The organism is Aliibacillus thermotolerans, from assembly GCF_027853235.1.
Classification (GTDB): Bacteria; Bacillota; Bacilli; order Bacillales; family Marinococcaceae; genus Aliibacillus; species Aliibacillus thermotolerans.
The window spans coordinates 172,578-198,864 of record NZ_WKJG01000028.1 but is presented as its reverse complement, the minus strand read 5'-3'; the positions used below and the strand labels follow the sequence as shown (position 1 = coordinate 198,864).

30 protein-coding genes are annotated in these 26,287 nt (G+C 39.6%); 21 read left to right on the top strand and 9 right to left on the bottom strand.

The annotated features are described in order from the left end of the window. Window positions 1-10: 10 nt before the first annotated feature. From phoU to GJS40_RS04175, 6 genes are all read left to right on the top strand, one after another. A complete protein-coding gene (phoU, locus tag GJS40_RS04200) occupies window positions 11-661 on the top strand; it encodes a phosphate signaling complex protein PhoU (protein ID WP_270896396.1) in 651 nt (216 codons plus the stop codon). Window positions 662-1,021: 360 nt separating this feature from the next. Continuing rightward, a complete protein-coding gene (locus GJS40_RS04195) occupies window positions 1,022-3,103 on the top strand; it encodes a chemotaxis protein CheA (protein WP_270896395.1) in 2,082 nt (693 codons plus the stop codon). Window positions 3,104-3,116: 13 nt separating this feature from the next. After that, window positions 3,117-3,563 (top strand): chemotaxis protein CheW, encoded by a 447-nt coding sequence (locus GJS40_RS04190; RefSeq protein ID WP_270896393.1) that lies wholly within the window; start codon window positions 3,117-3,119, stop codon window positions 3,561-3,563. Window positions 3,564-3,582: 19 nt separating this feature from the next. Continuing rightward, window positions 3,583-3,942, top strand: coding sequence for a response regulator (locus GJS40_RS04185; RefSeq protein ID WP_270896391.1), 360 nt, complete (start codon window positions 3,583-3,585; stop codon window positions 3,940-3,942). A 1,008-nt stretch (window positions 3,943-4,950) separates the two neighbouring features. After that, window positions 4,951-5,625: a hypothetical protein gene (locus GJS40_RS04180; RefSeq protein WP_270896389.1), complete on the top strand. Its 675-nt coding sequence runs from the start codon at window positions 4,951-4,953 to the stop codon at window positions 5,623-5,625. Window positions 5,626-5,644: 19 nt separating this feature from the next. Continuing rightward, window positions 5,645-6,214 (top strand): redoxin domain-containing protein, encoded by a 570-nt coding sequence (locus GJS40_RS04175; protein ID WP_270896387.1) that lies wholly within the window; start codon window positions 5,645-5,647, stop codon window positions 6,212-6,214. Between the two features lie 35 nt (window positions 6,215-6,249). Here GJS40_RS04175 and GJS40_RS04170 read toward each other — a convergent pair whose 3' ends face one another. The 4 genes from GJS40_RS04170 to GJS40_RS04155 form a co-directional block, all read right to left on the bottom strand. Beyond that, window positions 6,250-7,452, bottom strand: coding sequence for a DUF418 domain-containing protein (locus GJS40_RS04170; RefSeq protein ID WP_270896385.1), 1,203 nt, complete (start codon window positions 7,450-7,452; stop codon window positions 6,250-6,252). Between the two features lie 221 nt (window positions 7,453-7,673). Beyond that, window positions 7,674-7,862: a YvrJ family protein gene (locus GJS40_RS04165; RefSeq protein WP_270896384.1), complete on the bottom strand. Its 189-nt coding sequence runs from the start codon at window positions 7,860-7,862 to the stop codon at window positions 7,674-7,676. A gap of 66 nt (window positions 7,863-7,928) precedes the next feature. Then, complete coding sequence (locus tag GJS40_RS04160; RefSeq protein WP_270896383.1) at window positions 7,929-8,147, bottom strand: DUF2922 domain-containing protein; 219 nt, start codon at window positions 8,145-8,147, stop codon at window positions 7,929-7,931. Window positions 8,148-8,170: 23 nt separating this feature from the next. Continuing rightward, entirely contained in the window at window positions 8,171-8,380 is a 210-nt protein-coding gene (locus GJS40_RS04155; protein WP_270896382.1) for a DUF1659 domain-containing protein, read from the bottom strand. A 131-nt stretch (window positions 8,381-8,511) separates the two neighbouring features. On the opposite strand from GJS40_RS04155, the gene GJS40_RS04150 reads away from it, so the two are divergent. From GJS40_RS04150 to GJS40_RS04140, 3 genes are all read left to right on the top strand, one after another. Next, window positions 8,512-9,156, top strand: coding sequence for an SDR family oxidoreductase (locus tag GJS40_RS04150; protein ID WP_270896380.1), 645 nt, complete (start codon window positions 8,512-8,514; stop codon window positions 9,154-9,156). A 91-nt stretch (window positions 9,157-9,247) separates the two neighbouring features. Next, window positions 9,248-9,793 carry a thiol-disulfide oxidoreductase ResA gene (resA, locus tag GJS40_RS04145; protein ID WP_270896378.1) on the top strand — a complete coding sequence of 182 codons (546 nt, stop codon included), beginning with the start codon at window positions 9,248-9,250 and terminating at the stop codon, window positions 9,791-9,793. 90 nt (window positions 9,794-9,883) lie between these two features. Further along, window positions 9,884-10,477 carry a CPBP family intramembrane glutamic endopeptidase gene (locus tag GJS40_RS04140; RefSeq protein WP_270896376.1) on the top strand — a complete coding sequence of 198 codons (594 nt, stop codon included), beginning with the start codon at window positions 9,884-9,886 and terminating at the stop codon, window positions 10,475-10,477. 51 nt (window positions 10,478-10,528) lie between these two features. On the opposite strand, the gene GJS40_RS04135 is transcribed toward GJS40_RS04140, so the two are convergent. After that, a complete protein-coding gene (locus GJS40_RS04135; protein WP_270896374.1) occupies window positions 10,529-11,200 on the bottom strand; it encodes a DUF4328 domain-containing protein in 672 nt (223 codons plus the stop codon). A 308-nt stretch (window positions 11,201-11,508) separates the two neighbouring features. On the opposite strand from GJS40_RS04135, the gene mgtE reads away from it, so the two are divergent. Then, window positions 11,509-12,870, top strand: coding sequence for a magnesium transporter (mgtE, locus tag GJS40_RS04130; RefSeq protein WP_270896372.1), 1,362 nt, complete (start codon window positions 11,509-11,511; stop codon window positions 12,868-12,870). Window positions 12,871-13,269: 399 nt separating this feature from the next. Continuing rightward, a complete protein-coding gene (locus tag GJS40_RS04125; RefSeq protein WP_270896371.1) occupies window positions 13,270-13,824 on the top strand; it encodes a hypothetical protein in 555 nt (184 codons plus the stop codon). 14 nt (window positions 13,825-13,838) lie between these two features. Here GJS40_RS04125 and GJS40_RS04120 read toward each other — a convergent pair whose 3' ends face one another. Then, complete coding sequence (locus GJS40_RS04120) at window positions 13,839-14,291, bottom strand: Rrf2 family transcriptional regulator (RefSeq protein ID WP_270896369.1); 453 nt, start codon at window positions 14,289-14,291, stop codon at window positions 13,839-13,841. 158 nt (window positions 14,292-14,449) lie between these two features. Between GJS40_RS04120 and hmpA the strand changes: the two genes are divergently transcribed. Further along, window positions 14,450-15,676, top strand: coding sequence for an NO-inducible flavohemoprotein (gene hmpA / locus GJS40_RS04115; RefSeq protein WP_270896368.1), 1,227 nt, complete (start codon window positions 14,450-14,452; stop codon window positions 15,674-15,676). A 481-nt stretch (window positions 15,677-16,157) separates the two neighbouring features. On the opposite strand, the gene GJS40_RS04110 is transcribed toward hmpA, so the two are convergent. The 3 genes from GJS40_RS04110 to GJS40_RS04100 form a co-directional block, all read right to left on the bottom strand. Next, window positions 16,158-17,819 carry a BCCT family transporter gene (locus GJS40_RS04110; RefSeq protein WP_270896366.1) on the bottom strand — a complete coding sequence of 554 codons (1,662 nt, stop codon included), beginning with the start codon at window positions 17,817-17,819 and terminating at the stop codon, window positions 16,158-16,160. 51 nt (window positions 17,820-17,870) lie between these two features. Then, window positions 17,871-18,530, bottom strand: coding sequence for a potassium channel family protein (locus tag GJS40_RS04105; protein WP_270896365.1), 660 nt, complete (start codon window positions 18,528-18,530; stop codon window positions 17,871-17,873). A gap of 74 nt (window positions 18,531-18,604) precedes the next feature. Beyond that, on the bottom strand, window positions 18,605-18,988 hold the full coding sequence (locus tag GJS40_RS04100; RefSeq protein ID WP_270896364.1) for a hypothetical protein: 384 nt from the start codon (window positions 18,986-18,988) through the stop codon (window positions 18,605-18,607). 738 nt (window positions 18,989-19,726) lie between these two features. Here GJS40_RS04100 and GJS40_RS04095 point away from each other — a divergent pair. The 9 genes from GJS40_RS04095 to GJS40_RS04055 all read left to right on the top strand — a co-directional run bounded on the left by GJS40_RS04095 (window position 19,727) and on the right by GJS40_RS04055 (window position 26,126). Then, window positions 19,727-20,026, top strand: coding sequence for an IDEAL domain-containing protein (locus GJS40_RS04095; protein ID WP_270896362.1), 300 nt, complete (start codon window positions 19,727-19,729; stop codon window positions 20,024-20,026). Window positions 20,027-21,088: 1,062 nt separating this feature from the next. Then, window positions 21,089-22,417, top strand: coding sequence for an oligosaccharide flippase family protein (locus GJS40_RS04090; RefSeq protein WP_270896360.1), 1,329 nt, complete (start codon window positions 21,089-21,091; stop codon window positions 22,415-22,417). A gap of 165 nt (window positions 22,418-22,582) precedes the next feature. Next, window positions 22,583-23,239, top strand: a complete 657-nt coding sequence (gene queC / locus GJS40_RS04085) for a 7-cyano-7-deazaguanine synthase QueC (RefSeq protein ID WP_270896453.1) — start codon at window positions 22,583-22,585, stop codon at window positions 23,237-23,239. Then, window positions 23,239-23,682 carry a 6-carboxytetrahydropterin synthase QueD gene (gene queD, locus GJS40_RS04080; RefSeq protein ID WP_270896358.1) on the top strand — a complete coding sequence of 148 codons (444 nt, stop codon included), beginning with the start codon at window positions 23,239-23,241 and terminating at the stop codon, window positions 23,680-23,682. The genes queC and queD overlap by 1 nt, the downstream gene beginning before the upstream one ends. Then, window positions 23,679-24,398, top strand: coding sequence for a 7-carboxy-7-deazaguanine synthase QueE (queE, locus tag GJS40_RS04075; RefSeq protein ID WP_270896357.1), 720 nt, complete (start codon window positions 23,679-23,681; stop codon window positions 24,396-24,398). Before queD ends, queE begins: the two co-directional genes overlap by 4 nt. A 3-nt stretch (window positions 24,399-24,401) precedes the next feature. Further along, complete coding sequence (queF, locus tag GJS40_RS04070; protein WP_270896355.1) at window positions 24,402-24,893, top strand: preQ(1) synthase; 492 nt, start codon at window positions 24,402-24,404, stop codon at window positions 24,891-24,893. 105 nt (window positions 24,894-24,998) lie between these two features. Beyond that, window positions 24,999-25,334 (top strand): DUF5665 domain-containing protein, encoded by a 336-nt coding sequence (locus tag GJS40_RS04065; protein ID WP_270896352.1) that lies wholly within the window; start codon window positions 24,999-25,001, stop codon window positions 25,332-25,334. A 56-nt stretch (window positions 25,335-25,390) separates the two neighbouring features. Continuing rightward, on the top strand, window positions 25,391-25,846 hold the full coding sequence (locus GJS40_RS04060) for a DUF948 domain-containing protein (RefSeq protein ID WP_270896350.1): 456 nt from the start codon (window positions 25,391-25,393) through the stop codon (window positions 25,844-25,846). Next, window positions 25,836-26,126 carry a YtxH domain-containing protein gene (locus GJS40_RS04055; protein ID WP_270896349.1) on the top strand — a complete coding sequence of 97 codons (291 nt, stop codon included), beginning with the start codon at window positions 25,836-25,838 and terminating at the stop codon, window positions 26,124-26,126. Before GJS40_RS04060 ends, GJS40_RS04055 begins: the two co-directional genes overlap by 11 nt. Window positions 26,127-26,287: the final 161 nt, after the last annotated feature.

The window sequence follows — 26,287 nt, the reverse complement described above, 5'->3', positions numbered from 1 at the left end:
AGGATTTCCATTGAGCGTAAGAGGAGCGTATGAACTCCAATTAGCGGAGTTAAAAAAAGAAGTACTCCACATGGGAGAAGAAGTGATGGAGACCTTCTCTCAATCCATTGATATATTAAGAAAAAATCATCGGGACGCCATTGCCCCTTTGTTACAAAAAGATGAGAAAATTAATGAAATGGAACTCTCCATTCACGATCAAGTAACATTAATGATTGCAAGGCAACAGCCGGTCGCTACGGATTTAAGAATGACAATCGTTGCGTTAAAAGTGGCGAGCGACTTGGAGCGGATTGGAGATTTGACAGTTGACATTCTAAAAGCAACCAAACGGCTCATCCAAGGTGCCAATGAACTGGAGTTAATGATGTTAAATGAAATGGCAGATATTGCGCTCCAAATGGTAAAAGAGGCAATGGAAGCTTATCATGAAGGGGATTTGCTTCATGCGCAACAAGTAGCAAGTATCGATGATGTTGTGGACAAAAAATATAAACAATTTATTAAAATGTTGTTTACTTCCACAAAAGACGTAGCAATGGAACAAGCGATACAACTTGCTTTTATTGGACGATACGTCGAAAGAGTGGCCGATCATGCAACCAATATTGCCGAGTGGGTCATTTATGAAAAAAACGGTCAACATTTAGATTTAAATTAAGGAAGGGGCCTTCGATGGAAGGAGCCTCTTTCTTTTTTGCTTCTGCCAAGATAAAATATTTTGAGAATTCATTCATACGTTATCGCCATTTGCTCTAGAGATTCATCCGTTGATGGTATAGATATGGAAATGTTTTAAAAAATAAATGAGTTTGTTTACATAAAAATGGAAGGTTTCTATATCGAAATGCTCCTTACTGGAAAAAGGAAAATTTGTGGAAGAAACTCCATGCCTCTTCCAAGATTCAACATTTAGTAGTATCATAGGTAGTAGTATAGACGTAGGATACTATTCATAAATGTGAGTTTTTGTCTCGCTTTGTTTGTATACAAAGCTTTATAGACCCAGGGGGTTAGAAAATTGAGTCAATCTGAATATTTAGAGGTATTTATCGATGAAAGTGAAGAACATTTGCAAGCAATAAATGACAATCTATTAAAATTAGAAAATGAACCAGACAATATGGATATTGTAAGTGAAATTTTTCGTTCTGCCCACACGTTAAAAGGGATGGGGGCTACCATGGGGTTTGAAGATCTCGCGAACTTGACCCACAATATGGAAAATGTATTAGATTTGATTCGTAATGGCGAGCTGGAAGTAACCCCAGAAGTAATGGATATCATTTTTGATGCGGTCGATGATATTGAAGAAATGGTTACGGATATTGCAAGCGGGGGAGATGGAAGTCGAGATATCCAAGAAATAACGAAACAATTGGAGTCACTACAAGGAATCGAGACGGAAGATGCAGGAGAAGAAGTCGCTGCCACTGCTACTGCGGCGCCAACGACGGAAACGAGTGATGAAATAGAAGAAACCTTTGATGAATATGAATTAACTGTGCTATCTCAGTCCGAGGAACAAGGATATAAAGCGTTTAAAATTTTGGTGACTTTAGACGAGAAAACGATGCTAAAAGGCGTTCGTGTCTTTATGGTGTTTGAAACATTGGAAGAAGCGGGGGAGATCATCAAATCGACTCCTTCAGCAGAGGATTTAGAAAATGAGAAGTTTGAGCTATCATTTGTTGTGACCCTGCTTACACACGAATCAAAAACTGATATTCAAAAACGTATTGAAAAAATTTCTGAAATCGCTTCGGTAAAAATTGAAGAAGTAAATGTAAAACAAGAGAAACAAAAAAAATTAGCATTAGAAGAGAAAGAACATCAAGAGGCACAACAAAAAGAGGAAAAGGGAACAAAGGGGAAAAAAGAGAAAAAGCCTTCCCAGCAATCTTCCTCTCCTAAAGAAAAATCTTCCTCCAATAAAAAGCAAAAAGGAATGGAGTTAAATAAAACGATTCGTGTCAACATCGATCGATTAGATGTGTTGATGAATTTGTTTGAGGAACTGGTGATTGACCGCGGAAGATTAGAGCAGATATCCAGTGAATTAAATAACAATGAACTGCAAGAAACGGTGGAGCGAATGTCTCGCATTACCGGCGATTTACAAGAGATTATTTTAAATATGCGCATGATGCCGGTTGAACAAGTTTTTAATCGTTTCCCACGGATGGTAAGAAGTCTTTCGCGCGAGTTAAATAAAAAAGTAAAGTTGGAAATCATCGGTGCAGACACGGAATTGGATCGTACGATTATCGATGAAATTGGTGACCCGCTCGTTCACTTAATCCGTAACTCTTTGGACCATGGCATTGAAACACCGGACGAACGAGTGGCAAAAGGGAAGCCGGAAGAGGGAATTGTTAAATTACGTGCGTTTCATAGTGGAAATCACGTATTTATTGAAATTGAAGATGACGGTGCAGGAATCGATAAAGAAAAAATTATGAACAAGGCGCTTGAAAATGGTGTCGTAACAGACGAAGATTTAGAAAAAATGACCGATCAACAAATATATTCCCTTCTTTTTGCATCTGGTTTTAGTACGGCGGAAAAAGTGACCGATGTTTCTGGTCGCGGAGTTGGTCTGGACGTCGTACGAACGACGTTTGAATCTTTAGGTGGTGTTGTCACAGTTGACTCTGAATTAGGAAAAGGTTCGCTCTTTTCCATTCAGCTGCCATTAACCTTATCAATTATCGATGTCATGTTAGTGGAAGTAGCGCAGGAGAAATATGCGATTCCATTAACTGCGATTGTAGAGACAGCGATTGTAGAGAAAAAGGACGTTTATAACGCTCATAATCAAAAGGTCATTGATTTCCGCGGGAAAGTCGTACCCCTAGTATTTCTCGATGAAATTTTTGATGCTCCTTTAAAAAATGAGGAACAAGATTTTTATTCCCTTGTCATTGTTCATAAAGGAGAAAAAGTAGCAGGGCTTGTCGTCGATTCGTTAATTGGACAGCATGATATCGTATTGAAATCACTTGGAAACTATTTAACAAACGTATTTGCCATTTCAGGTGCGACGATTTTGGGAGATGGACAAGTGGCATTGATTGTGGATACGAATGAGTTAATAAAATAATGGGGGTGTACGCATGACGGTAGCGGAGAAAAAAGATTTAAAAGTTATTGTTTTTCAACTGAAAGACGAAGAATATGCAATCGAAGTAGATTATGTTACTTCCATTGAAAAAATGCAAAAGATCACGAGAATACCTGGCGTACCTTCATACATAAAAGGGGTCATGAATTTACGTGGAGTCATTATCCCTGTAGTAGATTTACGCAGCAGATTTCAACTGGAGGAAATTGATTATGAAGAAAATACCCGTATTCTCGTATTGAATAAAGATGGAGATGAGATTGGTTTTATTGTCGATGGAGCCAATGATGTCATCGATATTTCCTCAACGGATATTGAACCAACTCCAGAAGTAGTAGGGGGCGTGAAGGAAGAGTATTTACGAGGTGTGGTAAAAATGGGGGACCGTCTCTTTACGTTGCTCCATTTAGAGAAGATACTTCCGAAAGTGAAAGACTGACAAAATGTGAGGTGGAAAGATGGCTTCCGTATTGGTTGTAGATGACGCGGCCTTTATGCGCATGATGTTAAAAGAGATTTTAGAGAAAAATGGCTTAAAAGTAGTTGGAGAAGCAACAACCGGCGATGAAGCGGTAAGGCTGTATAAAGAATTAAACCCGGATTTAGTGACAATGGATATTACAATGCCGGAAAAAAATGGAATTGAGGCGTTGAAAGAAATTATTGCAGCAGACCCAGACGCAAAAGTGCTGATGTGCTCTGCCATGGGGCAACAAGCAATGGTGTTGGATGCAATTCAAGCAGGAGCAAAAGATTTTATCGTGAAGCCCTTCCAAGAAGATCGTGTCATGGATTCTATTCGAAAAGTGTTACGATAAATATGGCTATTGCTACTGATAATATAAATGAAATGAGATCACTCCGCGATGGACACAACAACAGCTCATTCTATCGTCGACTCAATGATGGGGGACAACACCCTTGATGCGCTCGGTTGGAGTGCCATTCAAACATTTGGGAGCAGGATCTCTTGTTCTATATCAACTGAGCCGCAAAAACAGGAGTACAAACAGATATTTCACCGCCAATGATGCATGAGGACATCTTTACATTTTTGAAAATCATAAGTATTGCGTTGAATATGATATTTATGTATTTTCGCAGAGAACAGTCATGATAAAAGAGACTGAAAAAAAGAATGGTTCCAAGTGCTGAAATTTGCTTGGAACCATTTTTGTAGGGTTTTTTCCTTTCTTCTTTGGTTGGGTTACTATTTCTAACGGTATATTTCCTTAAGTTTCCCACGAAAAGCGCATTTCTCTGTGTCTCTAACACAAGAAGTATAAGATTCTATGTCTATCATATGATGTACGCGGATAGTAAGTAGGACGGCCGAATGCAACGCAATCCCCCAATTGCTACTTATCCGTCATGAGACCATTCAGTAGGAATTTTGTGTGATATTTCGTCGTATGAATCTTTGATACGACACTTCATTGCATTAATAAAAGGTCGTATGAAACGTGTTGCGACCTGTTTCCATCCTAATTTCTTCCAATTTTAACTACCATATGACCATTTGACCGGTGTTTGACAAAATGAAGCGTCGCATGAAACGTTCATGGAACGATTCATCTTCTTTTTTTAAGCATCATTCGTCGCATGAAACAAAAAAGGCTTTGAATCACCTAATCCTCTTACTACCACTGTTGTTCGGATTGCACGAAAAAAGTGTCGTTTTTCATCATTTTCATTTTTAAATATACAAAAGAGAACCTTACCAAGATTTTAGCGATTACTGAAGTTTTGTTTCATCCTCTTTTCTTTTTTTCTTCATAAAAACTTCACAAAATGTGATTATCATAGAAAGAAAAGGTGTGTGTGAAATGAGCGGAATGTGGCAAATCGGCTCTTTCATGATTCAGAAAGAATGGATTGTCATTTTGTTCGCTTATCTTCTTGCCGTCGTTATTCTTCATTATACGTATGATTTTCCCCCATTGGATAAGAAGTTAAGGAATGATTTACGTGTCCATGCTTTATCTATGTTAATCATTGTGTACCAGCTAGCCCCGTTTATTTACGAAATAAACAGTGCATTTCGTGATCCCCTTTCTATCCTTGCCAGACCCGGGACATCCGTTGACTGGGGACTTGCTTGGTTTGCTGTAGTTTTGTATATGTCTTTTAAATTAAAAAACAATCAAACGGCTTGGTACATCATGATGCTTTATTTTTTCTTTCTTTACATATTCACTGACTTTTTCTACCGGATGTATATTGCTGTAACCGCTACGTCTTCCCTTTCATCCTTGATCGTGATGACCGTATATCTCGTCTTGTTTTTTCTTTATATTGCATTGCGGAAGAGAACGCCACCTTGGTTGCAGTTTTATGTTCTTCTATTTATATATAGCGGGAGTATGATCGTAGTCAGTTTGCTCTCTCACTCCATAAAAATGTTATTTATTTACGTGTCGATGAACTGGTTTATATTGTTACTGCTCTTCGTCTTGTTAAGCAGTGGTATCCATTTATTTGTTCAAAGACGAAATACATAAAAACAAACGGAGGCGGAAAATGAGAATTGCTATTGTCGGTGTCATTTTAGTAGGAATGTTAGGTTGGGCTTTTTGGAATACGTACAATGAACAAAAAACGGAAGAAATGATGAGGGAGATGGAGATGGTAGATAGTGGCGTAGAATTAGAAGAGAGAGATGTAAGTAATATGCCACAAGTGGGGGAACAAGCACCTCCTTTCACTCTGCGAACGCTTTCCGGTGAAGAAATAAGCTTGTCTGACTTTAAAGGGGAGAAAATTTTTCTCAACTTCTGGGCTTCTTGGTGCCCTCCTTGTCGAGCGGAAATGCCGGATATGCAAACGTTGTACAAAGAGGATGATGTGATTGTTTTGGCTATCAATTTATTTGAAACGGAGCCAAATATAGAACAAGTGGAACGTTTTGTGGAAGACTTTGAGCTTACTTTTCCAATTTTGATTGATGAAGAATCGAATGTGGCGGACAAATATGGTGTGCAGCCGATTCCGATGTCTTATTTGATTGATTCAGAAGGAACCATTCAATATATTAGCTTGGGTCCGATGACGTATGACATGATGATGAATGAAATGAACCAAATCGAATAAAAAGAAAAAGACGGGAAATCAGCCCGTCTTTGTTATCAAGTTCGATACATCCAGGCACGCCAAATTTTTTCGAGCGGCCCTTGTTGAAAATAACGAAGATATAGTGAACTGACAAGCACTTGGACAAGAAAGATCAGGACTGCAATCCCCATACTTTCGACGATGCTTACTTGACCAAACCATCCAAATCCAACCCCATAAAATAGGAAAAAGCAGATGATTGTTTGGATAATGTAGTTAGTAAGCGCCATGCGACCAACCCGTGCCAACTGTTTGGAGATGCGTCCGGTTTTTCTATTGTGGAAGAAAAGGACGAAAGAAGACACATACGAAAGCATCAACAATGGTCCAGCGATCATATTCAGTCCTTCTGCCATTCCCGAAGCAATCCAAGCCGGAAGAGGACTATAACCTTGGGTGAGACACGCGTAAACAAAAGAAAGACCTCCACCGAAGAAAAGAGATACAATAAATAGTTTTTTCCAGAACGAAAGATGTTTGCTTGAATGATGAAGATATCCTTTCATCCCGACAAACATCCCGAGTAAAAATAAACCGATGATGGGAAAAAGAACAAAAGTTACGTTACTAGCAATGATCGGAATTTCATGAGAGAGGCGAAACGATAATAGTTCCCCGTACGTTCCCGTTCCGTAAACAGAAAAAGCGAGTTGAACCAGCTCGTTTGTAGCTTTTGTCATATTCGGATCATCAAGATAAAACACGACGAAATTACCGAGACTGATGAAGAAAAAATAGAAAAATGCTGACAAAGAAATGAAGCCGATGGACCAATAAAGAACGTTTTTCGGTTGTCGTCCGACAAAGAGCAATAGAAAAAAGCCGGCAATTGCATACGTATGAAGAATATCACCGGACCAAAGAAAAATTAGATGTAGAAGTCCGAGAATGAATAAAAACAGTAACCTACGTATGTATAACTTTTTCGCCGGTGCTTGGCGCCTTTGTAATCTGTCATATAAAATAAAGAAACCGAGTCCAAATAAAAAAGAAAACAATGGGTAAAATTTACCGATGACAAGCCACTCTAATAAAAAAGCTCCAACGGCGTCTGCTCCTTCTGGGGAAGTGGCGATTGACTCAACGGTTGATTGAGTTTGTAATAAAGGTGACTTAAAAGACAAGATGTTTGCTAATATGATTCCTAACAAAGCAAACCCTCTTAATATATCGAGCGTAATGATTCGTTCCGTTGTTGTGATCGGAGCTGGTTGCATGACTTTTTCCTCCTTTTCATTGTTGATTATACCTTGTATCGAGACGAATAGAAATGAAGGAAATCTATCAGGTCCAAAACAACAGTGTCACAAGTCGAACGGTGCGTAAAACAGGCAATGAAGCGTGCATTTGAAGTGAGAAAGACGAAAGTAAATTTAAAAAGGTGTGCAACGCGTCCTTGTTGGACCATGGAAGCACACCTAGAAAAACGGATGATGAGTTATGAAGAAAAACGGGAAGGAGAAGAAGTTTCTTTTGAAGCGGAGGTGCCTTTTGAATAGGAAAAAGTATGCCCTGTTTGGACCACTTGAATGAGCAGATCTAATTTTTTTTCGACTCGGTGAAGTAAATAAAATGCGATAGCTGCTGTCATTCCGTGGTCCCCTATAATCGTTAACCAAGATTCCATCGTGGACGTATCCTCCTTTCAGATGAAGTGAAAATGGGCTTGCCGTTTCTGCAAGCCCCATTTGTTTTAATTTTCATAAACCGTTGTGACCGTCCGCTCTACGATACGGGCATCTCGTTTTTTTGTTAAATCTCCTCCATTCGATATGAACACATTCTCTTCAAGAAGCGTGTCCATCACTTGGGAGATTTGTTCTTCATCGGTCGGTTCCACCGGTTCATCTAACGCAATGGTCACATTTCGTCCTTCTTCGTTTTGAAAACGTAGTTCTAATCGTTTGCTCATGAAAGTTTCCTCCTTTTAGCTTATTAAGAAATATCGTATTCATTGACACGACGTACCATTAAAAGTGGGCGCTCTTGTAAGGTACTTAACGCATAGGCAACTTCTCTGAGCGAGGCATCTTCCGCATTCACTTTTACATTGTTAAAGTGTTTATATTTGAACACGGTTTCTCCATGTTCGTTGACTCCTCCATCCAATTCTAATGTGAGACGACTGTTCATCATTTCAGCCATCGTCATCCCCCCTTTCACTTTCTATATGAGGGGAATGGGATGAAAAGGAGGAGAGAATCGTTGTATTATTTTTCATTCTACGTAAAAACCGTTAAAATGAAGGAAGAAATGAAAAAAATGAGGTGATGAGAATGAACGTTCTATTAATTGGTGCCAATGGAAAAATAGCGAGAGAATTTGTGAAAAAAGCAAGCCAAGAGAAAAAAGAGATTCAAGTGAAAGCGATGATTCGAAAGGAAGAACAAAAAGAGGACTTACTTCAACTAGGTGCAAGTGAAGTAGTCATTGCTGATTTGGAAAAAGATATTCACCATGCATTTACCGAGGTAGATGCCGTGATATTCGCTGCGGGATCCGGTGGTCACACAGGTGGAGACAAGACTTTGCTCGTTGACTTGTGGGGAGCGATGAAGTCTGTGGATGCTGCGAAAAAACATGGCATTCACCGTTTTTGTATGATCAGTTCCATGCGAGCGAAAACGCCGGAAAAAGGCCCCGAATCAATTCGACATTATCTCGTTGCAAAAATGGTAGCAGATGACTATTTAAGAGATAGCGGTCTTGATTACACTATCATCCGTCCGGGAATTTTGACAAATGATGCGCCAACGGGTCACGTTCATATTCAAGAAACAATTGAAGAAACTGGTGAGATTACGAGAGCGGACGTAGCTCATGTCCTTCTGTCCGTCCTGGACAATCCGAATACGTATCGGAAATCTTTTGATGTCATTGGAGGGGACATACCAATAGAAAAGGCAGTCGCTCAAATATAAACAATCTCAACTTTCAATGTTTTGCTATATTTTGAATGGGAGAAAGTCTATTTCTTTCAGTATAATGGAAGCATATAGGGGGTGAAACATCATGCAAATATTACCGAATAAAAAGCGGAAGCGGTTCATGATGCGTTCTTCGATTTTAGGAGCCATTGCGATTTTACTTGGATATGTTCTTTATGCAAACTTCATTGCAGAGGAAAAAACACTCATTCAAGAAGGAGATATTGCGCCTAATTTTGTTTTAACAACGTTGGAAGGGGAAAAGGTAGAATTAGAAGATTATCGTGGGCAAGGCGTCTTTTTAAATTTCTGGGGAACGTATTGCCCGCCTTGCGAAAAAGAAATGCCCTATATGGACAATCAATACCAAGTGTTTAAAGACCGAGGAGTAGAGATCTTGGCTGTGAACGTAGGAGAATCGGAGCTGGTCACGGAACGTTTCGTTAACCGTCATGACTTGTCTTTTCCGATTTTAAGAGATCCGAATCGGAGTGTAGTTGATTATTATGGGGTAGGCCCACTACCTTCCACTTTCCTTATCGATAAAAATGGAGAAGTGGTTCGTGTGATTGAAGGCGGCATGACAGAAGAACATATTCAAGGTTACATGGAAGAAATAGCTCCTTCCTAAGAAATAAGACTTTTCCTATACCTCCGTTCGTACGATGAAGTAAAACGGAGGTTTTCTTGTTGGATCTCTATGAAAAGGAGTGTCGCGTGCGTGGAAAATTCGAATAAATTCCCTCAAGATATTCCATTAAAAAGTGTTTGGGAAAGTTTTGGAATATTTGTCCTCATTGGTTTTCTCATGATCGTCATTTTTTACGGTGGAAATCGGATAGAATATATTCGATCGTTATGGAAGATAGATGGATTGCTCGATCAAGTCTTCAGTGGATGTATCATAGGAATATTGTTTGCAGTAATCGTTGTCTTCCTATATAAAATGAAGTGGATCCAGCTTCCAAAAAATGAATATACCGAGCTTATTATTCAGATTCTAAAGAAAAGATACGGCATTGTGACCATTGCGCTTGGTGCTGGGCTATCAGAAGAAATTTTGTTTCGAGGAGCAATGCTTGGAGTGCTTGTTTCCTATTTTTCCCCTGTTTTTTCATTAGTGATTGTCTCGGCTATTTTCATGGCATTGCACATCCCGCAATATAAAGGGAGTGTGTTGATTCACGTCATCATTTTTATCATGGGGCTCGGTTTAGGGGGATTGTTTTTATGGACAGAAGCACTTTGGGCACCAATCACTGCCCATGCAGTTTACAACGGCTTTTTGTCTTTGTTGATGAAAAAGAATGAGTGATAAGAAAACCGCTTCCTTCGAAGAGAAATAACGGAGCGGTTTTCTTTTTTGCTATTTTTTTTGATGGGAGGCAATTCTAACTTGTATGTTTGTTAAGTAGTGTATGACATACAAAAAGAAGAGACCTGATACGATATACATGATTTCTGAGGCGATCATGAAAGGGACTTGTTCTTTCATCGATTGAATGGTTTCATCTCCACCGAAGCTTCCTGCGAGCGAGACAAAATAAGATGTCCAAAAGAGAATCCACCAAATGAAAATGATGGCATGTTTCCGTTTTTGAGGTGATTTTTCTCTTTCTGATACTAACTTTGCGCTCGACTTATCGATTTGAAGAAGAGAAAGCAGCGGGACGATCATGTTAATGAGTGGGAGGAGATAAAAAGTGACGGCCCAACCGGGATAGTTTCTTACTTTTTCTAATTGTAGCGCGATACCGTTTGCATGAATACGATAAATCCATACGAGGTATAGAGCAATGGCAGCAATAAAAAATAAAATGCTAGGTATATCGATGTTTAACACAATCGAAGAGATGGTAGAAAAATCTTCTTCCGTCAGTTGCTCTACTGTGGCATTCCCATCATAATTTTCGTAAATATTTTTTTCTATCGTGCTTGCAACGATGGAGGCGATGGAAAACAGAATTGTAATGCTTGCGAACACCATGACGACAATGGAGATCGGTTTTGGAGATTTGTAAATATGTTTTTTCTCCATGTACTATCTTCCTTTCTCAAAAATAGCCACCCATTTTACTTTAGAGAATTTCCTTTTATTTAGCAAGTGAAACCGGATCGTCGTCAAGATGTTGTCATGGATACAAAGAATGCCTTGCTACTGATATAGCAAACAGGTAAAATATAGTTCGTATTCTGAAAAAATAAGGAAAGGTGAGCGAGTTGGAGAAAATAGCAACATCTCGAAGGAATGAGAATTTCACGAAAAAAGGAATACATGAACCAATGAGAAAAACTAAAACGATGTATCGGGTGAGAGGATTATTTTTTTGGCAGGAGGAGTAACCGATGGTGAAATTAAATGAACAAACACGAGAAGAGTATATTGAACAAATCATTCTTTCTTTACAACAACAAGATGTAGACACATTCCGTCATCTATTTCTGGAGCTTCATCCGATGGATCAAACGGATGTATTTCTTCGTTTACAAACGGAGGAACGAATGCGTGTTTATGAATATATAAGCCCGGATGAATTTGCAGAAATATTTGAGGGATTGGAGATTGAAGAACAAAAGACGATCGTTTTAGAGTTGCATGAATTGTATGCTGCTGAAATGTTTAATCATATGTTTGCTGATAACGTGGCGGACTTTCTTTCTGAAGTGAAAGAGAATAGTCGAACAAAAATTTTGCAAGCGATGAATAAAGAAGAGGCTGAAGACGTACGAGAGCTGCTAACGTACGAAGAAGAAACAGCCGGCGCCATTATGACAAAGGAGTTCATCGCGATTAAAAAAACGGATACGGTAGAAGAAGTGATTGAACAATTGCGGCGGGAAGGACCTGCCGCAGAGACAATTTATTATTTGTACGTTGTAGATCGAAAAGGGCTGCTCGTTGGTGTTACTTCCATTCGGGATTTAATCACATCTCATAGCGATGAAAAAATTGAAGATATTATGAGTACGCAAGTCGTTTCTGTCCATGTGAAAACGGACCAGGAAGAAGTGGCGCAAATCATTCAAAAGTATGACTTTTTAGCCGCACCCGTTGTAACTGATCACAATTTACTTGTTGGGATTGTGACAGTGGATGATGTGATTGACGTATTAGAAGAAGAAACAACGGAAGACTTTGGAGAAATCACTGCTTCACGCGGTTCGACGGATGTCTCATTAACTTCTTTCCAAGCAGCAAGAAAGCGGGCACCATGGATTATTTTATTAATGTTTTTTGGGCTTTTAACGGCTGAAGTCATCGGTCAATTTGAAGAAACATTAGAAGCAGTTGTCTTGCTAGCGGCGTTTATTCCGATGATAATGGGTTCGGCAGGAAATACCGGAACCCAATCTCTCGCTGTTTCTGTTCGTGCGTTGGCAACAGGAACGCTCGAAAAAAAAGGATGGGGAAAGACATTTCTGCGAGAATTTTCCACCGGACTGTTAATTGGTTTGATGGCTGGCATTGTCATCATGGTTCTTTTAGCGCTTATTTATCAAGAAATGCTTATCGGCATCATCGTAGGTGTTTCCATCATTTTATCCCTCGGGATGGCGAGTGTGATTGGCACCATTGTTCCTCTTGTGATAGATAAATTGAAGCTGGATCCAGCCATTGCTTCCGGTCCTTTTATTACCACTTTGAATGATGTGATTAGCTTGCTTATTTATTTTACCGTGGCAACTTCTTTATTACAGTATTTATAAATGAGGTTGGGACAAAAATATATGAATCATAAAAAATCCGAACTATCCATTAGCTCGGATTTTCCTTTTTAGAGTGGTTTTAGCATAGGCAGAATACGGAGACTCCGGCGTAGGGTAAATGGAGGCGGAATAAAATCCCGACGTCCTGTCGCAACGTCCGCTACTCACACATCCTGTGCGTCGGAAGACCTAAGAGCGGTGGTTTCCCGCGAGGAGGCTGAGGCCGTGCCCGCGGAAAGCGAAGTATTCTGCCGAAGCGGTAATCATTGTTCGTATTTTGATTGGAATGATTTAGTTATGTCCCAACCATGTTGTTGTCATATTTTTCAAAAATAAGCGTTTACAATCTTTCCCCTTGAGACGTACAATGGAAAGTAGAAAGGAAAGGAGGATGGAAATATGAACGAGCATTTCGGATTTTTTTATAAAGATGAACATCAGTTTGTACGAATGAACGGATGCCACGTGAAAGAATGGAAACGAGCCGTGCAAGATACGTTAAATGACGTCATTTTCAAAGCGATGTCTTATCCACTACAAGAGCGAAGCCAAGATGTACTCATTGAGTTGTTAAAATCCCGGTGGTTGACATTATCTCCGCAATGGTTTCGAAATCGAACGGAGTATTATTTATGGCTCGTTCATATATCCAGTGGATTGCTGCCATTTCTTGAAAAGGAAGCGGGACAGTGGAGCGGCTGGTTTCAATATCGAAAACATGTGAGAGATGAGAAAGCTTTTACCGTCCCGATGATCCGACGCTGCAATACGCGTGTGTTGTATGTATTTGAAAAAGAGCGAACGACATTATTAAATATGGCCGAAGCAATCGCCTTTCAACGAATCAGTAATCATCAAAGTTCTCATTCTTTGATTCATATACATTCAATTGAAGACGGTAAATCAGTTACTTTTCGTTACCGAACGATTGATCAAAGAAAACAGGGCGGGTAACTGCCCTGTTTTCTCTATTCCACTGGAGGTTGGGAGGATAAGAGTAATTCTTGAAGCATGGAACGATTGGAAGTAAGATCAGCGAGCGTGTACTTATCTAACACATGTAAATATGCTTGTAACGCTTCATGAAGTATTCCTTTTAAACGACAATGTCCGCTTAGCACACATTGGTTACTGTTTTCATCGAAACATTCTACTAAAGTTAAATTATCTTCCGTATGACGAACGACCCAACCGATATTAATTTCATGTGGCTTTTTTGCTAAACGAATCCCCCCGTTTCTTCCTTTAATGGACTCAATCAATCCCAACTTCGCTAGTTCATGTCCCACTTTTGTTAAATGGTGATAAGAAATTTGATACGCGTTCGCAATTTCTTTAATGCTCGTTAATTGATTAGAAGGGACTGTCTCTAAATAAATGAGCACTCGAAGGGAATAGTCTGTATATAAAGTAAGTTGCATACGGGTACTCCTTCATCATTATTTGCATTTATTTTATCATAAATTCACGAAATTGACACTTTAATATGCATTTTACATATATATTAAAAGTTTTTTTATGCTAGAATAAAACATGTAAAACAAATACTTATTTAATAGTCATTGAAGGAGGAGTAATCATGAGCAAAAGTAAAACGACATTAGACCCTCAAGTCATTGAAATTGTGAAAGCAACTGCTCCGATTTTAGAAGAACGAGGAACGGAAATTACGAAGCATTTTTACAAGCGAATGTTCAGCAATAACCCGGAATTATTAAATATTTTTAACCATACGCACCAAAAAATTGGGCGTCAACCACAAGCCCTTGCTAATTCTGTTTTGGCTGCAGCGAAAAATATTGAACAACTAGAAAATATTTTGCCAGTAGTGAAACAAATCGCTCACAAGCACCGTAGTTTACAGGTAAAACCGGAACAATACCCAATCGTTGGGGAAAATTTACTTGGAGCAATGAAAGAAGTGCTTGGAGAAGCGGCGACAGATGAAGTAATCAATGCGTGGGAAGAAGCTTACGGTGTCATTGCACAAGTATTTATTGATGTGGAACAAGAAATGTATGAAGAAGCAGCTAAAATGGAGGGAGGATGGTATGGCTTCCGACCATTTGTCATTGATAAGAAAGTAAAAGAAAGCGACGTCATCACTTCCTTTTACCTTCGTCCTACCGATGGAAAAGAATTGCCACAATTTCAACCGGGACAATACGTGACGGTAAAAGCAGAAATACCAGGAGAAGAATACTTACATCTTCGTCAATATTCTTTGTCCGATGCACCCGGAAAAGATTATTTCAGAATTAGCGTAAAACGAGAAGACGGAAGTGAAGAATATCCACCTGGAGTAGTATCTACTTTCTTGCATGAAAAAATGAATGAAGGAGATATTTTAGAGTTAACCGCTCCTGCTGGTGATTTCGTCCTTCAAACGAATAATAAACCAGTTGTTTTAATCAGTGGTGGAGTCGGTTTAACTCCGCTTATGAGCATGTTTAATACGCTCATTGAAGAAGATCATCCGGTGACGTTTATCCAAGCAGCACAAAACCGTCACTTACATGCATTTCATGACTATACTTCCAAAGTAGCAAATGAAAAAGACACGGTTTCTTACCATGTTTGTTATGATCGTGTCACAGAAGAAGATAAAAAGGATCCATACGTACAAAAAGAAGGTCGGATTGATGCGGAATGGTTGCAATCCCTTCTCCCAAGTGAAGAAGCGGAATATTATTTCTGCGGTCCCGTTCCATTTTTAAAAGCGACGAATCAAATACTCACCGAAGAATTGAACATCCCATCCGAACGCGTTCATTTTGAATTTTTCGGTCCAGCAGCTTCTTTATAAGATAAGAAACTTGTACAATCGCTTTATGTTGGTCCTTCATCTAATTTTTGCGCTGTCTTTCGCACATCTTAGCACCGATTCATAAGTCATGAGCGACCTATGGCTGGTTTCCAAAAGCAATTTGGTGTTGAAGTGATGCCAAGAACCGGTTATGGGTTGATTCGAGCAAAGAGTTAGAGCTGAAACGATGCCATAAGACTTCATGGCATGTAACCAAAAGAAAGTATCCCCTGAAGCAGTGTCATGCACGGGTCATGCACGGGTCATGACTTGCTTCCACAATCAGTTTTATGCTGAAAAGTCGCCATGAGACTTGTATGGTTTGTTTCCAATTGGGTGTGAGGGTGGTATATTCGCCCACGGAGTATTGCCGCAAGCTAGAGCATAAGCAATTAATAGCAACAACTTCCTACATCTATCCTTTTTCTAAAAAACTGTCCAAAAAGTCACCATTGAAGACTTTTTGGACAGTTCCTTTTAGTTAAGAGTTTTTATTTGTATTTTCATCGGTTGTTTTATTTTCGATTGCTTCTCTGTCAAAATCGTCAATTGCTTCTTCTAATTCTTCAAATATTTCTTCTCGTACTTCTTCTTTGAAGGCTTCTCGTCGCTTTTCTATTTGTTGTTGTTGTAGTTTTTTTCTATCTCCTTCAAACATTTTTACCATAGAGATAATCATCATAATCATGATAAAAGAAAACGGTAAAGCAGCTATAATCGAAGCGGTCTGTAAAGCTTCGAGACCGTTGGATAACAACAACACAGCTGCCGTGCCTGCGATTAATATCCCCCATGTTAATTTGGAAAAGAGATTTGGATGTAAACTTCCTTTCGAAGTCATCGCACCGAGTGTATAGGATGCGGAGTCAGCGGAAGTAATGAAAAAAATGACAATAAGTATGACCGCAATTCCACAGGTAATGAAAGCAAGTGGATATTGTTCCAGTGTTACAAATAATGCCAGTTCGACGGTATCATGAACAATTTCCACAATTGGTGCGATTCCTGTTATTTCGAGATGAAGGGCAGCTCCTCCGAAGACGCTAAACCATAGCACTGCTAAGAAAGCGGGAAGAAGCAACGCCCCTGCGACAAATTGTCGTATCGTACGTCCCCGAGAAATACGTGCGATAAATAATCCCATAAAAGGAGCCCAAGAAATGTGCCAAGCCCAATAAAAGATCGTATTTGTACCAAGCCAAGAATTGTCAGAAAATGGTGTCATCGTTAAACTCATCGGAATGAGATTGGACACATAGCCTCCAAGGGAACTTGTGAAATTTTCCAAAAGGGACACAGTAGGTCCTACAAAGAGAACAAATAGTAAAAGAATCGCTGCGATGGTTAAATTAATATTGCTAAGATAGCGAATCCCTTTATCTAATCCTGAAGCTGTAGAAATCATAAATAACACGGCGACAATGGCAATAATGATGAGCTGGGTAGCGGTAGTATTAGGAAGACCCGTTAAATGGGAAAGTCCACCACTAATTTGCATGGCACTTAAGCCAAATGTCGTTGCAACTCCTGTTGAAGTTGCGAGAACGGCTAAAATATCAATCACTTGTCCTAATTTTCCTCGCACGCTATTTCCGAATAATGGATAAAACGCTGAGCTAATAAGCGCCGGTTGATCTTTCCGAAATTGCACGTAACCTAGCGCAAGTGCAGCTAAGGAAAAGATGGCCCATGGATGAATGGCCCAATGGAAAATCCCGTAATTTAATGCAAGTCGTGCTGCTTCTGTATCAGAGGACACCGTTTGTCCAAGGGGGGTATCTTCATAATAAAGAACAGGTTCCGCCACTCCCCAAAAAACGAAACCGACTCCTATACCAGCAGCAAAGAGCATGGCGATCCATGAATAGAAGGAGAACTCCGGACGATCATCCGGTTTTCCTAAGCGGAGTTTTCCATACGGACTGACTGCTAAAAAAATGACAAATAATACAAATAATGATGCCACTATCATGTAATACCAGCCAAATGTTTCAATCATAAAATCAAGTCCGGCATTGGCGACTTTTGCTAGTTGATCTGGACGGATAAATCCCCAGACGACAAAAAGGAAGACAATAATCGTTGAGACGATAAACACAGTACCAGGTTTTTCTGTTTCGTATTCGTAAGAATCTTTCTTCAACAAATGTCACTCCTCTAATGGATGTAGTAAAAAATGTAGTACATTCTTTTTTTAAGCATGTTGTTCAAAGCGTTTCAAGTCTTTTCTATGACCTATCACGATTAATATGTCACCTTCACGTATTGTATCGTCAGCTAATGGAGAAATGTTGATGTCTTTTTTTCTTTTGATACCTAAAATCGTAATGCCAAATTTTGCACGAATATCTAGTTCAGCTAACGTTTTTCCATCCATAGAAGGGGAAGAAGCGATCTCTACAATAGAGTATTCGTCTGAAAGCTCAATATAATCCATCACTTTATCAGAAATTAAATGTTGTGCAATCCTATTTGCCATATCGTGTTCGGGATGAATAATTTTGTCTGCTCCGATTTTTTCTAATACTTTATGGTGATAGTGATTTTGCGCTTTCGTCCAGACAGAAGGTACTTTCATCTCTTTTAATAGTAACGTGCAAAGGATACTCGCTTGTAAATTATCTCCGATGGCGACGATAACGTGATCAAAGTTAGCAATTCCAAGGTTTCGCAACTCTTTTTCGTCTGTTCCATCGGCAACGACACTGTATGTGGAATGATGCACAGCTTCGTTCACTTTTTCCTCATTGATATCAATCGCAAGGACATCATGTCCTAGCTTATATAACTCTGAACTTACACTGACACCAAAACGGCCTAATCCAATGACTGCACATTGTTTTTTCACAGCCATCTCCCCCTGCTTTTCATTACCAAAGATAATTGTAATGTACTCTGATAGCAAAATTTTGTCAATTGGAGATTCTATCATGAATGGAAGACGTGGTCGTGTTGAAGAGGAGAGCTGCCAGTAAAATAGACGTCTATCGCACGTTTTGCTTGTCGTTTTAAGTTGGCATTTAAGTAACTGCTTTTACCTTCATACCCGCGACACGTGTAAGAATAACGTGAAAATGTGCCATCATTTTCTTGAAAGAGGACCTGAATGCGATGTTTTTGCATAAACTGTTTAATAGCACGCATATCTCGGTGTAAACGTTGCAATGCTGACTCAATAAGTTGGAAATAAGGCTCTTTTATTTTCATGCTACTATTGGCAATTAGTTGCCGATCTTTTTCTAATACTGTTTTGACGAGAGGGAGTAAAATAAAATAATGAATCATCATATGATCTTCTTCCGTGATGGACATTCGGATCCCTCCTAGAGCTGTTTTCGTTGTCTAACAATAAGCGCAGTGACTCCAAGTTTTCTCTCCAAAACGCTATCCATGAACCATTCATAGAACTTTTTCGCGTGAAAATTTCACTCAGTGTCGACTGATGTTCGAGTTAAAAGGAGTATCATCTTTTCATATGAATTCTGTAAAAGGGCGCATGATAGCTTTCGCACCTAAAACGGATTCCTTCGCTTTTTTATTATACGATCGTATGTTCTTATTTTCAAATGGAGTTATTTGGAATGTAAAAATATAAATCAATTATTTTAAAAAATTCGCAATATGCGTTATACTATAAAGTAAGCGCATACATCATAGTCATTATCCTTTTTATCTTATTTTAAAAAAGGGGAACATCAACTCGTACAGCGCTCTCGGAGGGGAGACGCAGCTATATTATTGACACAATTTTCTTAAAAAAGGAGAATCGCCCGCATGACTTTCATTTTTGCACATAGTATGTTATTACAACACGTTTCATAAGAAGCGTAAAACTATTTTATCCGCGTGCAGAGATGAGGGTTTAGGCGTTGATTGGGGAAGAGGAGAAAAAGAAAAAGGCGTTTAAAGAAGAAGGCATGCGGGTATGTAGTCTGTAAACCAAAACAAGACGTGATCGCCCGGGCCAGTTACTTCATACGCGCGTCGCCCGCCGAGATATGAAAAAGTCAACCGGACGATACCGGTAAAAGGACAGGGGGTTCGACGAAAATGTTACATCCTACTCATGAACAGCACTTTATGAAAAAAATTAAGTCTAAAAAGCATGGAAGGCGTCCATCCCGCCAAGTACTTCAATCTCTGTATGCACAGATGACAATGGAATATGCGGTTTTTCAATTTAACAAAGAGCGGTTGCAACGCATGATTGATGAAGCATTAGACAAAAAGGACCTAGAACAGTTTCAGGAGTTAACAGAAGAATACAACATGCTAATCGGAGAATATAAAAATGGAAAAGTTATTTCAGAACAAGGGTATGAGATTGAGCTTGACTTTGATACAAAATAATGAAAGTGAACCATCAGCTTTCTTTGATTCAAAAGAAGGAGCTGATGGTTTTTTTGGTTTTGATTCTATCTTCCCCGGCTTAGCCATAACCGATTGTTTCCGCCTTCCTTTCCCATAGTTTCGAAATCCAGCCGCTTGAGTAGTTTAGAAGGATGCAAAAGTAAAAATAATAGTGGTTTCTGTCGTTTCACGGCTGACTTGAAAATAAGTAGAGGAACAGGTAATTGAAAAAAGGATACGAACTCGAATCCTGTCTGACTGATTTCAGTGTGAAACGGGGAAAAAGTGTCGTATGATGGAGGTGGATGAGAAAAATTACGTGTTTTATGCTTAGGGTCTCGGGTCATACGACCAATTTTTGCTCGGAAAGAAAAAATAGACGTCGCATGACCTTTTCATGGAACATCTAATCTCGCATAAGCTCGGTAAATATGTCGCTGAAAGAAGAAATGGGAAAAATCAGGCGATCAAAAGGTGAAATATCGCTTCATACGACGTGTTTTTGGCAAAAAAGAAAATTGAATCGTCGCATGAACAGTTCATGGGACGTCTATTTGCATCAAAATCATGAAAAAGTGTCGTATAGCAAGTAAAAGTGGTAATCAATGGGAGAGAAACGCTTATTTTATGTTTCATACGACATGTTACTTCTAAGAAAGGGAAAATAAGTGTCGCACGATGATTTCATACGACCGCTAATTTTCAATAAAAATTATTGAGTGGTCGCATGACTTTCAAGATTCCGTTTTTCGTGTAGCCTCGGAATTGCAAGGCTCAGATCAGAGGGCCTTCTGTTTCCTTCATCGCTTGTCGCAGCTAATCGGCTTTCTCTCTTTTTTATTGTTTATCTTCACCACTCGTTCATCGCCAACGCCCCTAATCGGTTGCCTCCGCTATTATGTCTGGCTCCGAAATCTAGGCGCTCGAGCGTTTTGGATTGCTGAAGAAGCCAAAAAGCAACTTTTTGCACCGCCCCTCCATCGCTATTCGCGCTAATCGATTGCCTCCGCATTTCTTTTATTTGTTCGTCATACAATCAATGTAGGACGAGGGGGGACAGGGATGCGCGGTCGCATGTGGGGAAATATCGTTGTGTTGCTCATCGCTGCTTTTTTAGGAGAATGTTTGGAGTTTCTCATTCAAATGATGCTGGCCCGGGAATTAGGGGAAGAGGGACTTGGCATGTATATGTCTCTTCTTCCGACGATTATGTTTCTCGTCGTTATTGCCAGTTTTGAAATCCCGGTCTCTTTGTCGAAAATGATTGCGGAGACGAAGGAGAGCTATCATTTAAGTTTACTGCAACATGTGATTCGTTTCGTCACAGCTTTTACACTCTTTTGCATGGTGGGGGCAATCCTTCTATTTCCGTTAATTCCAGTATTTAATTCTTATCATGAGGCTTTGCCATTTCTCTTGTTTATATTGATTCCAATCATCTCCTTTTCTTCTGTCGCAAGAGGATATTTTATGGGTGTAAGTAAAATGACGATGATTGCCGGAGCGAACTTTTTACGAAGAGCCGTTCAACTCGTCCTTCTCATCCTTTTGTTTCAATTGCTACGTGTTTCAGGGGAAGTTGCTATTCTTCTTAGTATTAGTACGCTCATTGCAACAGAAGCAGTTGTACTTACGTTTTTATCGCTTTTTTTGTGGAAAGATATAAAGGGAATGAAAAAGGAAATGAGTGAAACGATCGAAAACGATACGGTGTTTCGCCGGTTGTTTTCCGTTTCTCTTCCGACGACTGGTCTTCGTGTTTTTCATGCCGCTTCTTTTGCGGTGAAGCCTTTTTTAATTAAATTTGCTCTTATGCAAGCTGGTGTGGAAGAAGAGATTGCGGTATCCCAGTACGGGGAGCTCGCTGGGGTCGCTTTTGCCATTGGTTTTTTTCCTGCTTTTATTGCGCACGTATTGTTAATCGTGTTTATCCCTGCCGTTTCGCGCCTTTATGCCCAAAAAAATATCCCACAGCTGAAGCGTTTATTTTGGAATGCGATGAAAGGAACAATGGTGTATGCAACACCTGCTGCTATCCTTTTTTATTCTTTTGCTGATCCGTTAACCGCTTTATTTTTCGATGAATCGTTAGCAAGTCTTTATTTACAATTGCTCGTTCCCTACTTTTTCTTTCATTTTTTTGTCATTCCGATGCAAGCGTTTCTCATTGGACTCGGGCTAATCAAAGATGCCTTTTACCATGCTGTTTGGTCAACGTTCTTTTCCTATGTATGTATGTTTGTTTTAGGTTCGCTTCCGTCGCTTCAAATGGATGGAATTATTATTGGGATGAACGCGGGGGTTGTTTTGTTAACTTGGATGCATTTCCTTACGATTCAACATCGTCTCAAAGAACCGGTTTTTTTTCATTGGAAAGAAGCGATCCGATAATGTTTTATACAAAAGCTGTCCGAAAAGTCGTTCTTTTTGGACGGCTTTTTTGATAAGAGCGGTGAAGGAAGCGAAGAGAGAACGGACATGTTATAATAAAACTGCTCTTTATACTGAGGAAGACTCGTGATAGTTTCAGATAGAAAAGAGGTATTGGTCTTGAGTTTGGCAAAAGAAAAAGCAGTGGTTGTTTTTAGTGGCGGACAAGATAGTACAACGTGTTTGTTTTGGGCATTAAAAAAATTTCAAGAAGTACGAGCGGTGACTTTTGATTACGGACAGCGGCATCGTGAAGAAATAGAAGTGGCAAAAGAAATCGCACAGGAAGTTGGAGTACAACATGCGATTTTAGATATGAGTTTGTTAAATCAACTTGCACCGAACGCATTAACGAGAGAAGAAATGGAAATACAAGATGGCGAAGAGATGCCGAACACATTTGTGGAAGGGAGAAACTTATTGTTTTTCTCTTTTGCAGCTATTTACGCTTCTCAACATGGAGCGAAACATATCGTGACTGGTGTGTCCGAAACGGATTATAGTGGCTATCCAGACTGTCGTGATAGCTTTGTCAAGTCATTAAACGTCTCGATTAATTTAGCGCTTGATAAAAATCTCGTCCTTCATACACCTTTGATGTGGCGAGATAAGAAAGAAACGTGGGAGTTAGCGGATCAATTGGGAAAGCTCTCCTATGTGAAAGAAAAAACCCTCACTTGTTACAACGGCATTCGTGGGGACGGTTGTGGGGAATGTCCAGCGTGCCGTTTGCGGAGACAAGGGTATGAACAATACATGTTAGAAAAGGGATGGGAAAAATAATGCTTCATCAGTTTTATCCACAAGTACCCCATGACTTTCGCTATGAACTAAATAAAGACATGCATCTTTCTGCGGCGCACTTCATTCCTGCGAAGGAGGCAGGAAAATGTGCCAATATGCATGGTCATACGTATGTCATCAACATAACCATTGCGGGAGATACGTTAAATGAGACCGGTTTTCTCATTAATTTTCAGCGTTTAAAGGAAATTGTACACAGTCGTTTCGATCACCACCTGCTGAATGAAGATCCTCTTTTTGCAAATAAAGAGGACCCTAACTATTTTCCAACGACGGAAGTAGTGGCTCGCACGATTTGGAAGTTAGTCCAACAAGAATTAGATAAAGAGCCGAATCAGCCCCGTTGTGTGCAAGTGCTCGTCCGTGAAACGCCGACCAGTTATGTCGTCTATCGACCGAAGAAAGAGGATTTTCACTCATGAAAAAGATACCTGTGTTGGAAATATTCGGTCCCACCGTACAAGGAGAAGGAATGGTGATCGGCCAAAAGACGATGTTTGTCCGAGTTGGTGGTTGTGATTATCGGTGTGCATGGTGTGATTCATCTTTTACGTGGGATGGATCGCAACGTGCCACGTTACTTACTGCAGAAGAAATTTTGCAGAAATTAGAAGAAAAAGGAAAAGATACGTTTTGCCACGTCACAATCTCTGGAGGGAATCCGGCACTTTACTCCCAGTTAGAAGCGTTGATTACACTACTTAAAGAAAAAGGGATGAAAACGGCAGTGGAGACGCAAGGTTCCATCTGGCAAGAATGGATGATGATGATTGATGACGTGACGATTTCTCCAAAACCGCCAAGCTCTAACATGACAACGGATTGGAAAAAGCTTGATCTGTATATTCAACGGTTAACAGAACGATCGCAGAGGAGGGTAAGTTTAAAAGTAGTGATTTTTGATAAGCACGATCTCCGTTACGCGAAGAAAGTGCATGCACGTTACCCTCATGTACCACTTTTTTTACAAACGGGGAATGACGAAACGAAACAAGATGATACGGAGTGGTTATTATCTCATTTACTGAGAAAATATGAGTGGTTAGTGGAGCAAGTGATGCAATCAAAAGAGTTACGAAATGTAAAAGTTCTCCCACAACTTCATACGCTGCTTTGGGGGAATAAACAAGGAGTGTAGAATATGTCTGATAGAAAAGACGTTGAACGGCTTACCCATCTCGGCAGTGAAAAGACAACATACACGTTTGAATACAATCCGCAACTATTAGAAACCTTCGATAATAATCATCCGAACCGAGATTACTTTGTAAAATTTAATTGTCCCGAATTCACGACCCTATGCCCTAAAACGGGACAACCAGACTTTGCGACGCTATACATTAGTTACATTCCCGATAAAAAAATGGTGGAAAGTAAATCGTTAAAGTTATATTTATTTAGCTTTCGCAACCATGGTGGCTTTCATGAAGATGCAGTGAATGTCATTTTGAATGATCTCGTGGAATTGATGGATCCTCGTTATATTGAAGTATGGGGAAAATTTACCCCGCGGGGAGGGATATCCATCGATCCGTATGTTAATTACGGGAGACCGAATACGAAATATGAAGAGATGGCAGAGAAACGTTTGCTGTATCACGATATGTATCCTGAAACAATTGATAATCGCTAAAGTACTTCTCTTGCGACCGTTTCTTTGTTGTTTCTCCGTTTAATGAAAGGAAAGGTTGGGTATACAATAACAACGAAATCAGGTTGCAATGAGGGAGAGGGTTCCATGGCAAGACGAGATGAACTCGAACGAAGGCGTCTAGAGAAAAAGCGTCGTCCAATGTCGAATGAAGAAGTAAAACAGCTAGAAAAAATTGTTGACCGTCTAGAGACAATGACAACCCAGTCCCGTATGAAAGACTTAGCTTATCATTATACCAATCCAAAGGAAGTTATTAAAACGAATATCATCGCAGGAGTTGCGCGCGGATTAGGCATGACAGTAGGAACTGCTATGATTATCGCACTATTGTTATTCCTCCTTTCGCAGTTCGTCACGTTGCCGATTATTGGAGAGTATATTGGCAATCTGTTAGATGTGATCGAACAAGAAAGGAATTAAGAAGTAAAAGTCGAAATATAGATTAGGCACATATGAGAGAATGGAGGATGGTTTGAGTGGATTTGATTGGAATTAGTATACTTATCATTGCCATTGCCTTTGCAGTTTTGACAGTATTTATTATTAACGTATTGAATCGCTTAAGCAACATACTCGAAAACACAAACAAAACGATTGAAAAACTGCCAGAACAATTGGATGGCATGTTAAAAGAGACGGAAGTAGTTATCCATAATAGCAATGAAACGATTCTTGATTTAAATGAAAAGTTACATGCATTGAATCCAATTTTTTACATGATTGCGGATGCAGGGGAAGCGTCGAGAAAATTATCGTCTTCTCTTGTCGATGTAACAAATACGATAAAGAAGTCATCTGAGAAAGGCAAAGAAGTAACGAAGGAAAAAGATTTAAGCGGAATTTACGGGCTTCTTTCTTTTGTCTATTTTATGTATCAAAAGCGCCAAACATTGAAAGATATAAAGAAAGGAAAAGATGTGAATGAATCGTAGTACTTGCCTTTTTACAGGTATTATTACCGGATTTTTCGTTTCTTTTATGGCAGTGTTGCTTACTGCACCAACAGGCGGTAAAGAAGTCCGAGAGAATCTATCCAACCGGATGGAAACCATCAAGACCTACCCACAAGCAGCAAAAGATCGCATGAAAAAAAGAGAAGAAAAAGCGTATCGCATAGGAAAAGAAAAATATGAACGCATGATGCGGGACATGGAAGACATTAAGGAGCAAGCAAGACGATTCGTAATAAAAGAAGAAATGAACCAACAATAATCACGGAGGGCTGCATGAAGCAGTCCTTTTGTTCACTAAATAGTCCGTATAATTGTCGAAAAAAAGAGACAATTCTTGCTATAAAATGAGTAGACCTATATAATATAAGCACCTCACTATGTCATCAATTGAAGGGAATATTGACCCTCACGAGGAGGTGA

Excerpts from the sequence above, each read along its gene's own strand:
- GJS40_RS04190 (WP_270896393.1), top strand. The coding sequence starts at position 3,117 with ATGACGGTAGCGGAGAAAAAAGATTTAAAAGTTATTGTTTTTCAACTG.
- GJS40_RS04185 (WP_270896391.1), top strand. The coding sequence starts at position 3,583 with ATGGCTTCCGTATTGGTTGTAGATGACGCGGCCTTTATGCGCATGATG.
- GJS40_RS04180 (WP_270896389.1), top strand. The coding sequence starts at position 4,951 with ATGAGCGGAATGTGGCAAATCGGCTCTTTCATGATTCAGAAAGAATGG.
- GJS40_RS04175 (WP_270896387.1), top strand. The coding sequence starts at position 5,645 with ATGAGAATTGCTATTGTCGGTGTCATTTTAGTAGGAATGTTAGGTTGG.
- GJS40_RS04170 (WP_270896385.1), bottom strand. The coding sequence starts at position 7,452 with ATGCAACCAGCTCCGATCACAACAACGGAACGAATCATTACGCTCGAT.
- GJS40_RS04165 (WP_270896384.1), bottom strand. The coding sequence starts at position 7,862 with ATGGAATCTTGGTTAACGATTATAGGGGACCACGGAATGACAGCAGCT.
- GJS40_RS04160 (WP_270896383.1), bottom strand. The coding sequence starts at position 8,147 with ATGAGCAAACGATTAGAACTACGTTTTCAAAACGAAGAAGGACGAAAT.
- GJS40_RS04155 (WP_270896382.1), bottom strand. The coding sequence starts at position 8,380 with ATGGCTGAAATGATGAACAGTCGTCTCACATTAGAATTGGATGGAGGA.
- GJS40_RS04150 (WP_270896380.1), top strand. The coding sequence starts at position 8,512 with ATGAACGTTCTATTAATTGGTGCCAATGGAAAAATAGCGAGAGAATTT.
- resA (WP_270896378.1), top strand. The coding sequence starts at position 9,248 with ATGCAAATATTACCGAATAAAAAGCGGAAGCGGTTCATGATGCGTTCT.
- GJS40_RS04135 (WP_270896374.1), bottom strand. The coding sequence starts at position 11,200 with ATGGAGAAAAAACATATTTACAAATCTCCAAAACCGATCTCCATTGTC.
- mgtE (WP_270896372.1), top strand. The coding sequence starts at position 11,509 with ATGGTGAAATTAAATGAACAAACACGAGAAGAGTATATTGAACAAATC.
- GJS40_RS04125 (WP_270896371.1), top strand. The coding sequence starts at position 13,270 with ATGAACGAGCATTTCGGATTTTTTTATAAAGATGAACATCAGTTTGTA.
- GJS40_RS04120 (WP_270896369.1), bottom strand. The coding sequence starts at position 14,291 with ATGCAACTTACTTTATATACAGACTATTCCCTTCGAGTGCTCATTTAT.
- hmpA (WP_270896368.1), top strand. The coding sequence starts at position 14,450 with ATGAGCAAAAGTAAAACGACATTAGACCCTCAAGTCATTGAAATTGTG.
- GJS40_RS04105 (WP_270896365.1), bottom strand. The coding sequence starts at position 18,530 with ATGGCTGTGAAAAAACAATGTGCAGTCATTGGATTAGGCCGTTTTGGT.
- GJS40_RS04100 (WP_270896364.1), bottom strand. The coding sequence starts at position 18,988 with ATGTCCATCACGGAAGAAGATCATATGATGATTCATTATTTTATTTTA.
- GJS40_RS04095 (WP_270896362.1), top strand. The coding sequence starts at position 19,727 with ATGTTACATCCTACTCATGAACAGCACTTTATGAAAAAAATTAAGTCT.
- GJS40_RS04090 (WP_270896360.1), top strand. The coding sequence starts at position 21,089 with ATGCGCGGTCGCATGTGGGGAAATATCGTTGTGTTGCTCATCGCTGCT.
- queD (WP_270896358.1), top strand. The coding sequence starts at position 23,239 with ATGCTTCATCAGTTTTATCCACAAGTACCCCATGACTTTCGCTATGAA.
- queE (WP_270896357.1), top strand. The coding sequence starts at position 23,679 with ATGAAAAAGATACCTGTGTTGGAAATATTCGGTCCCACCGTACAAGGA.
- queF (WP_270896355.1), top strand. The coding sequence starts at position 24,402 with ATGTCTGATAGAAAAGACGTTGAACGGCTTACCCATCTCGGCAGTGAA.
- GJS40_RS04065 (WP_270896352.1), top strand. The coding sequence starts at position 24,999 with ATGGCAAGACGAGATGAACTCGAACGAAGGCGTCTAGAGAAAAAGCGT.
- GJS40_RS04055 (WP_270896349.1), top strand. The coding sequence starts at position 25,836 with ATGAATCGTAGTACTTGCCTTTTTACAGGTATTATTACCGGATTTTTC.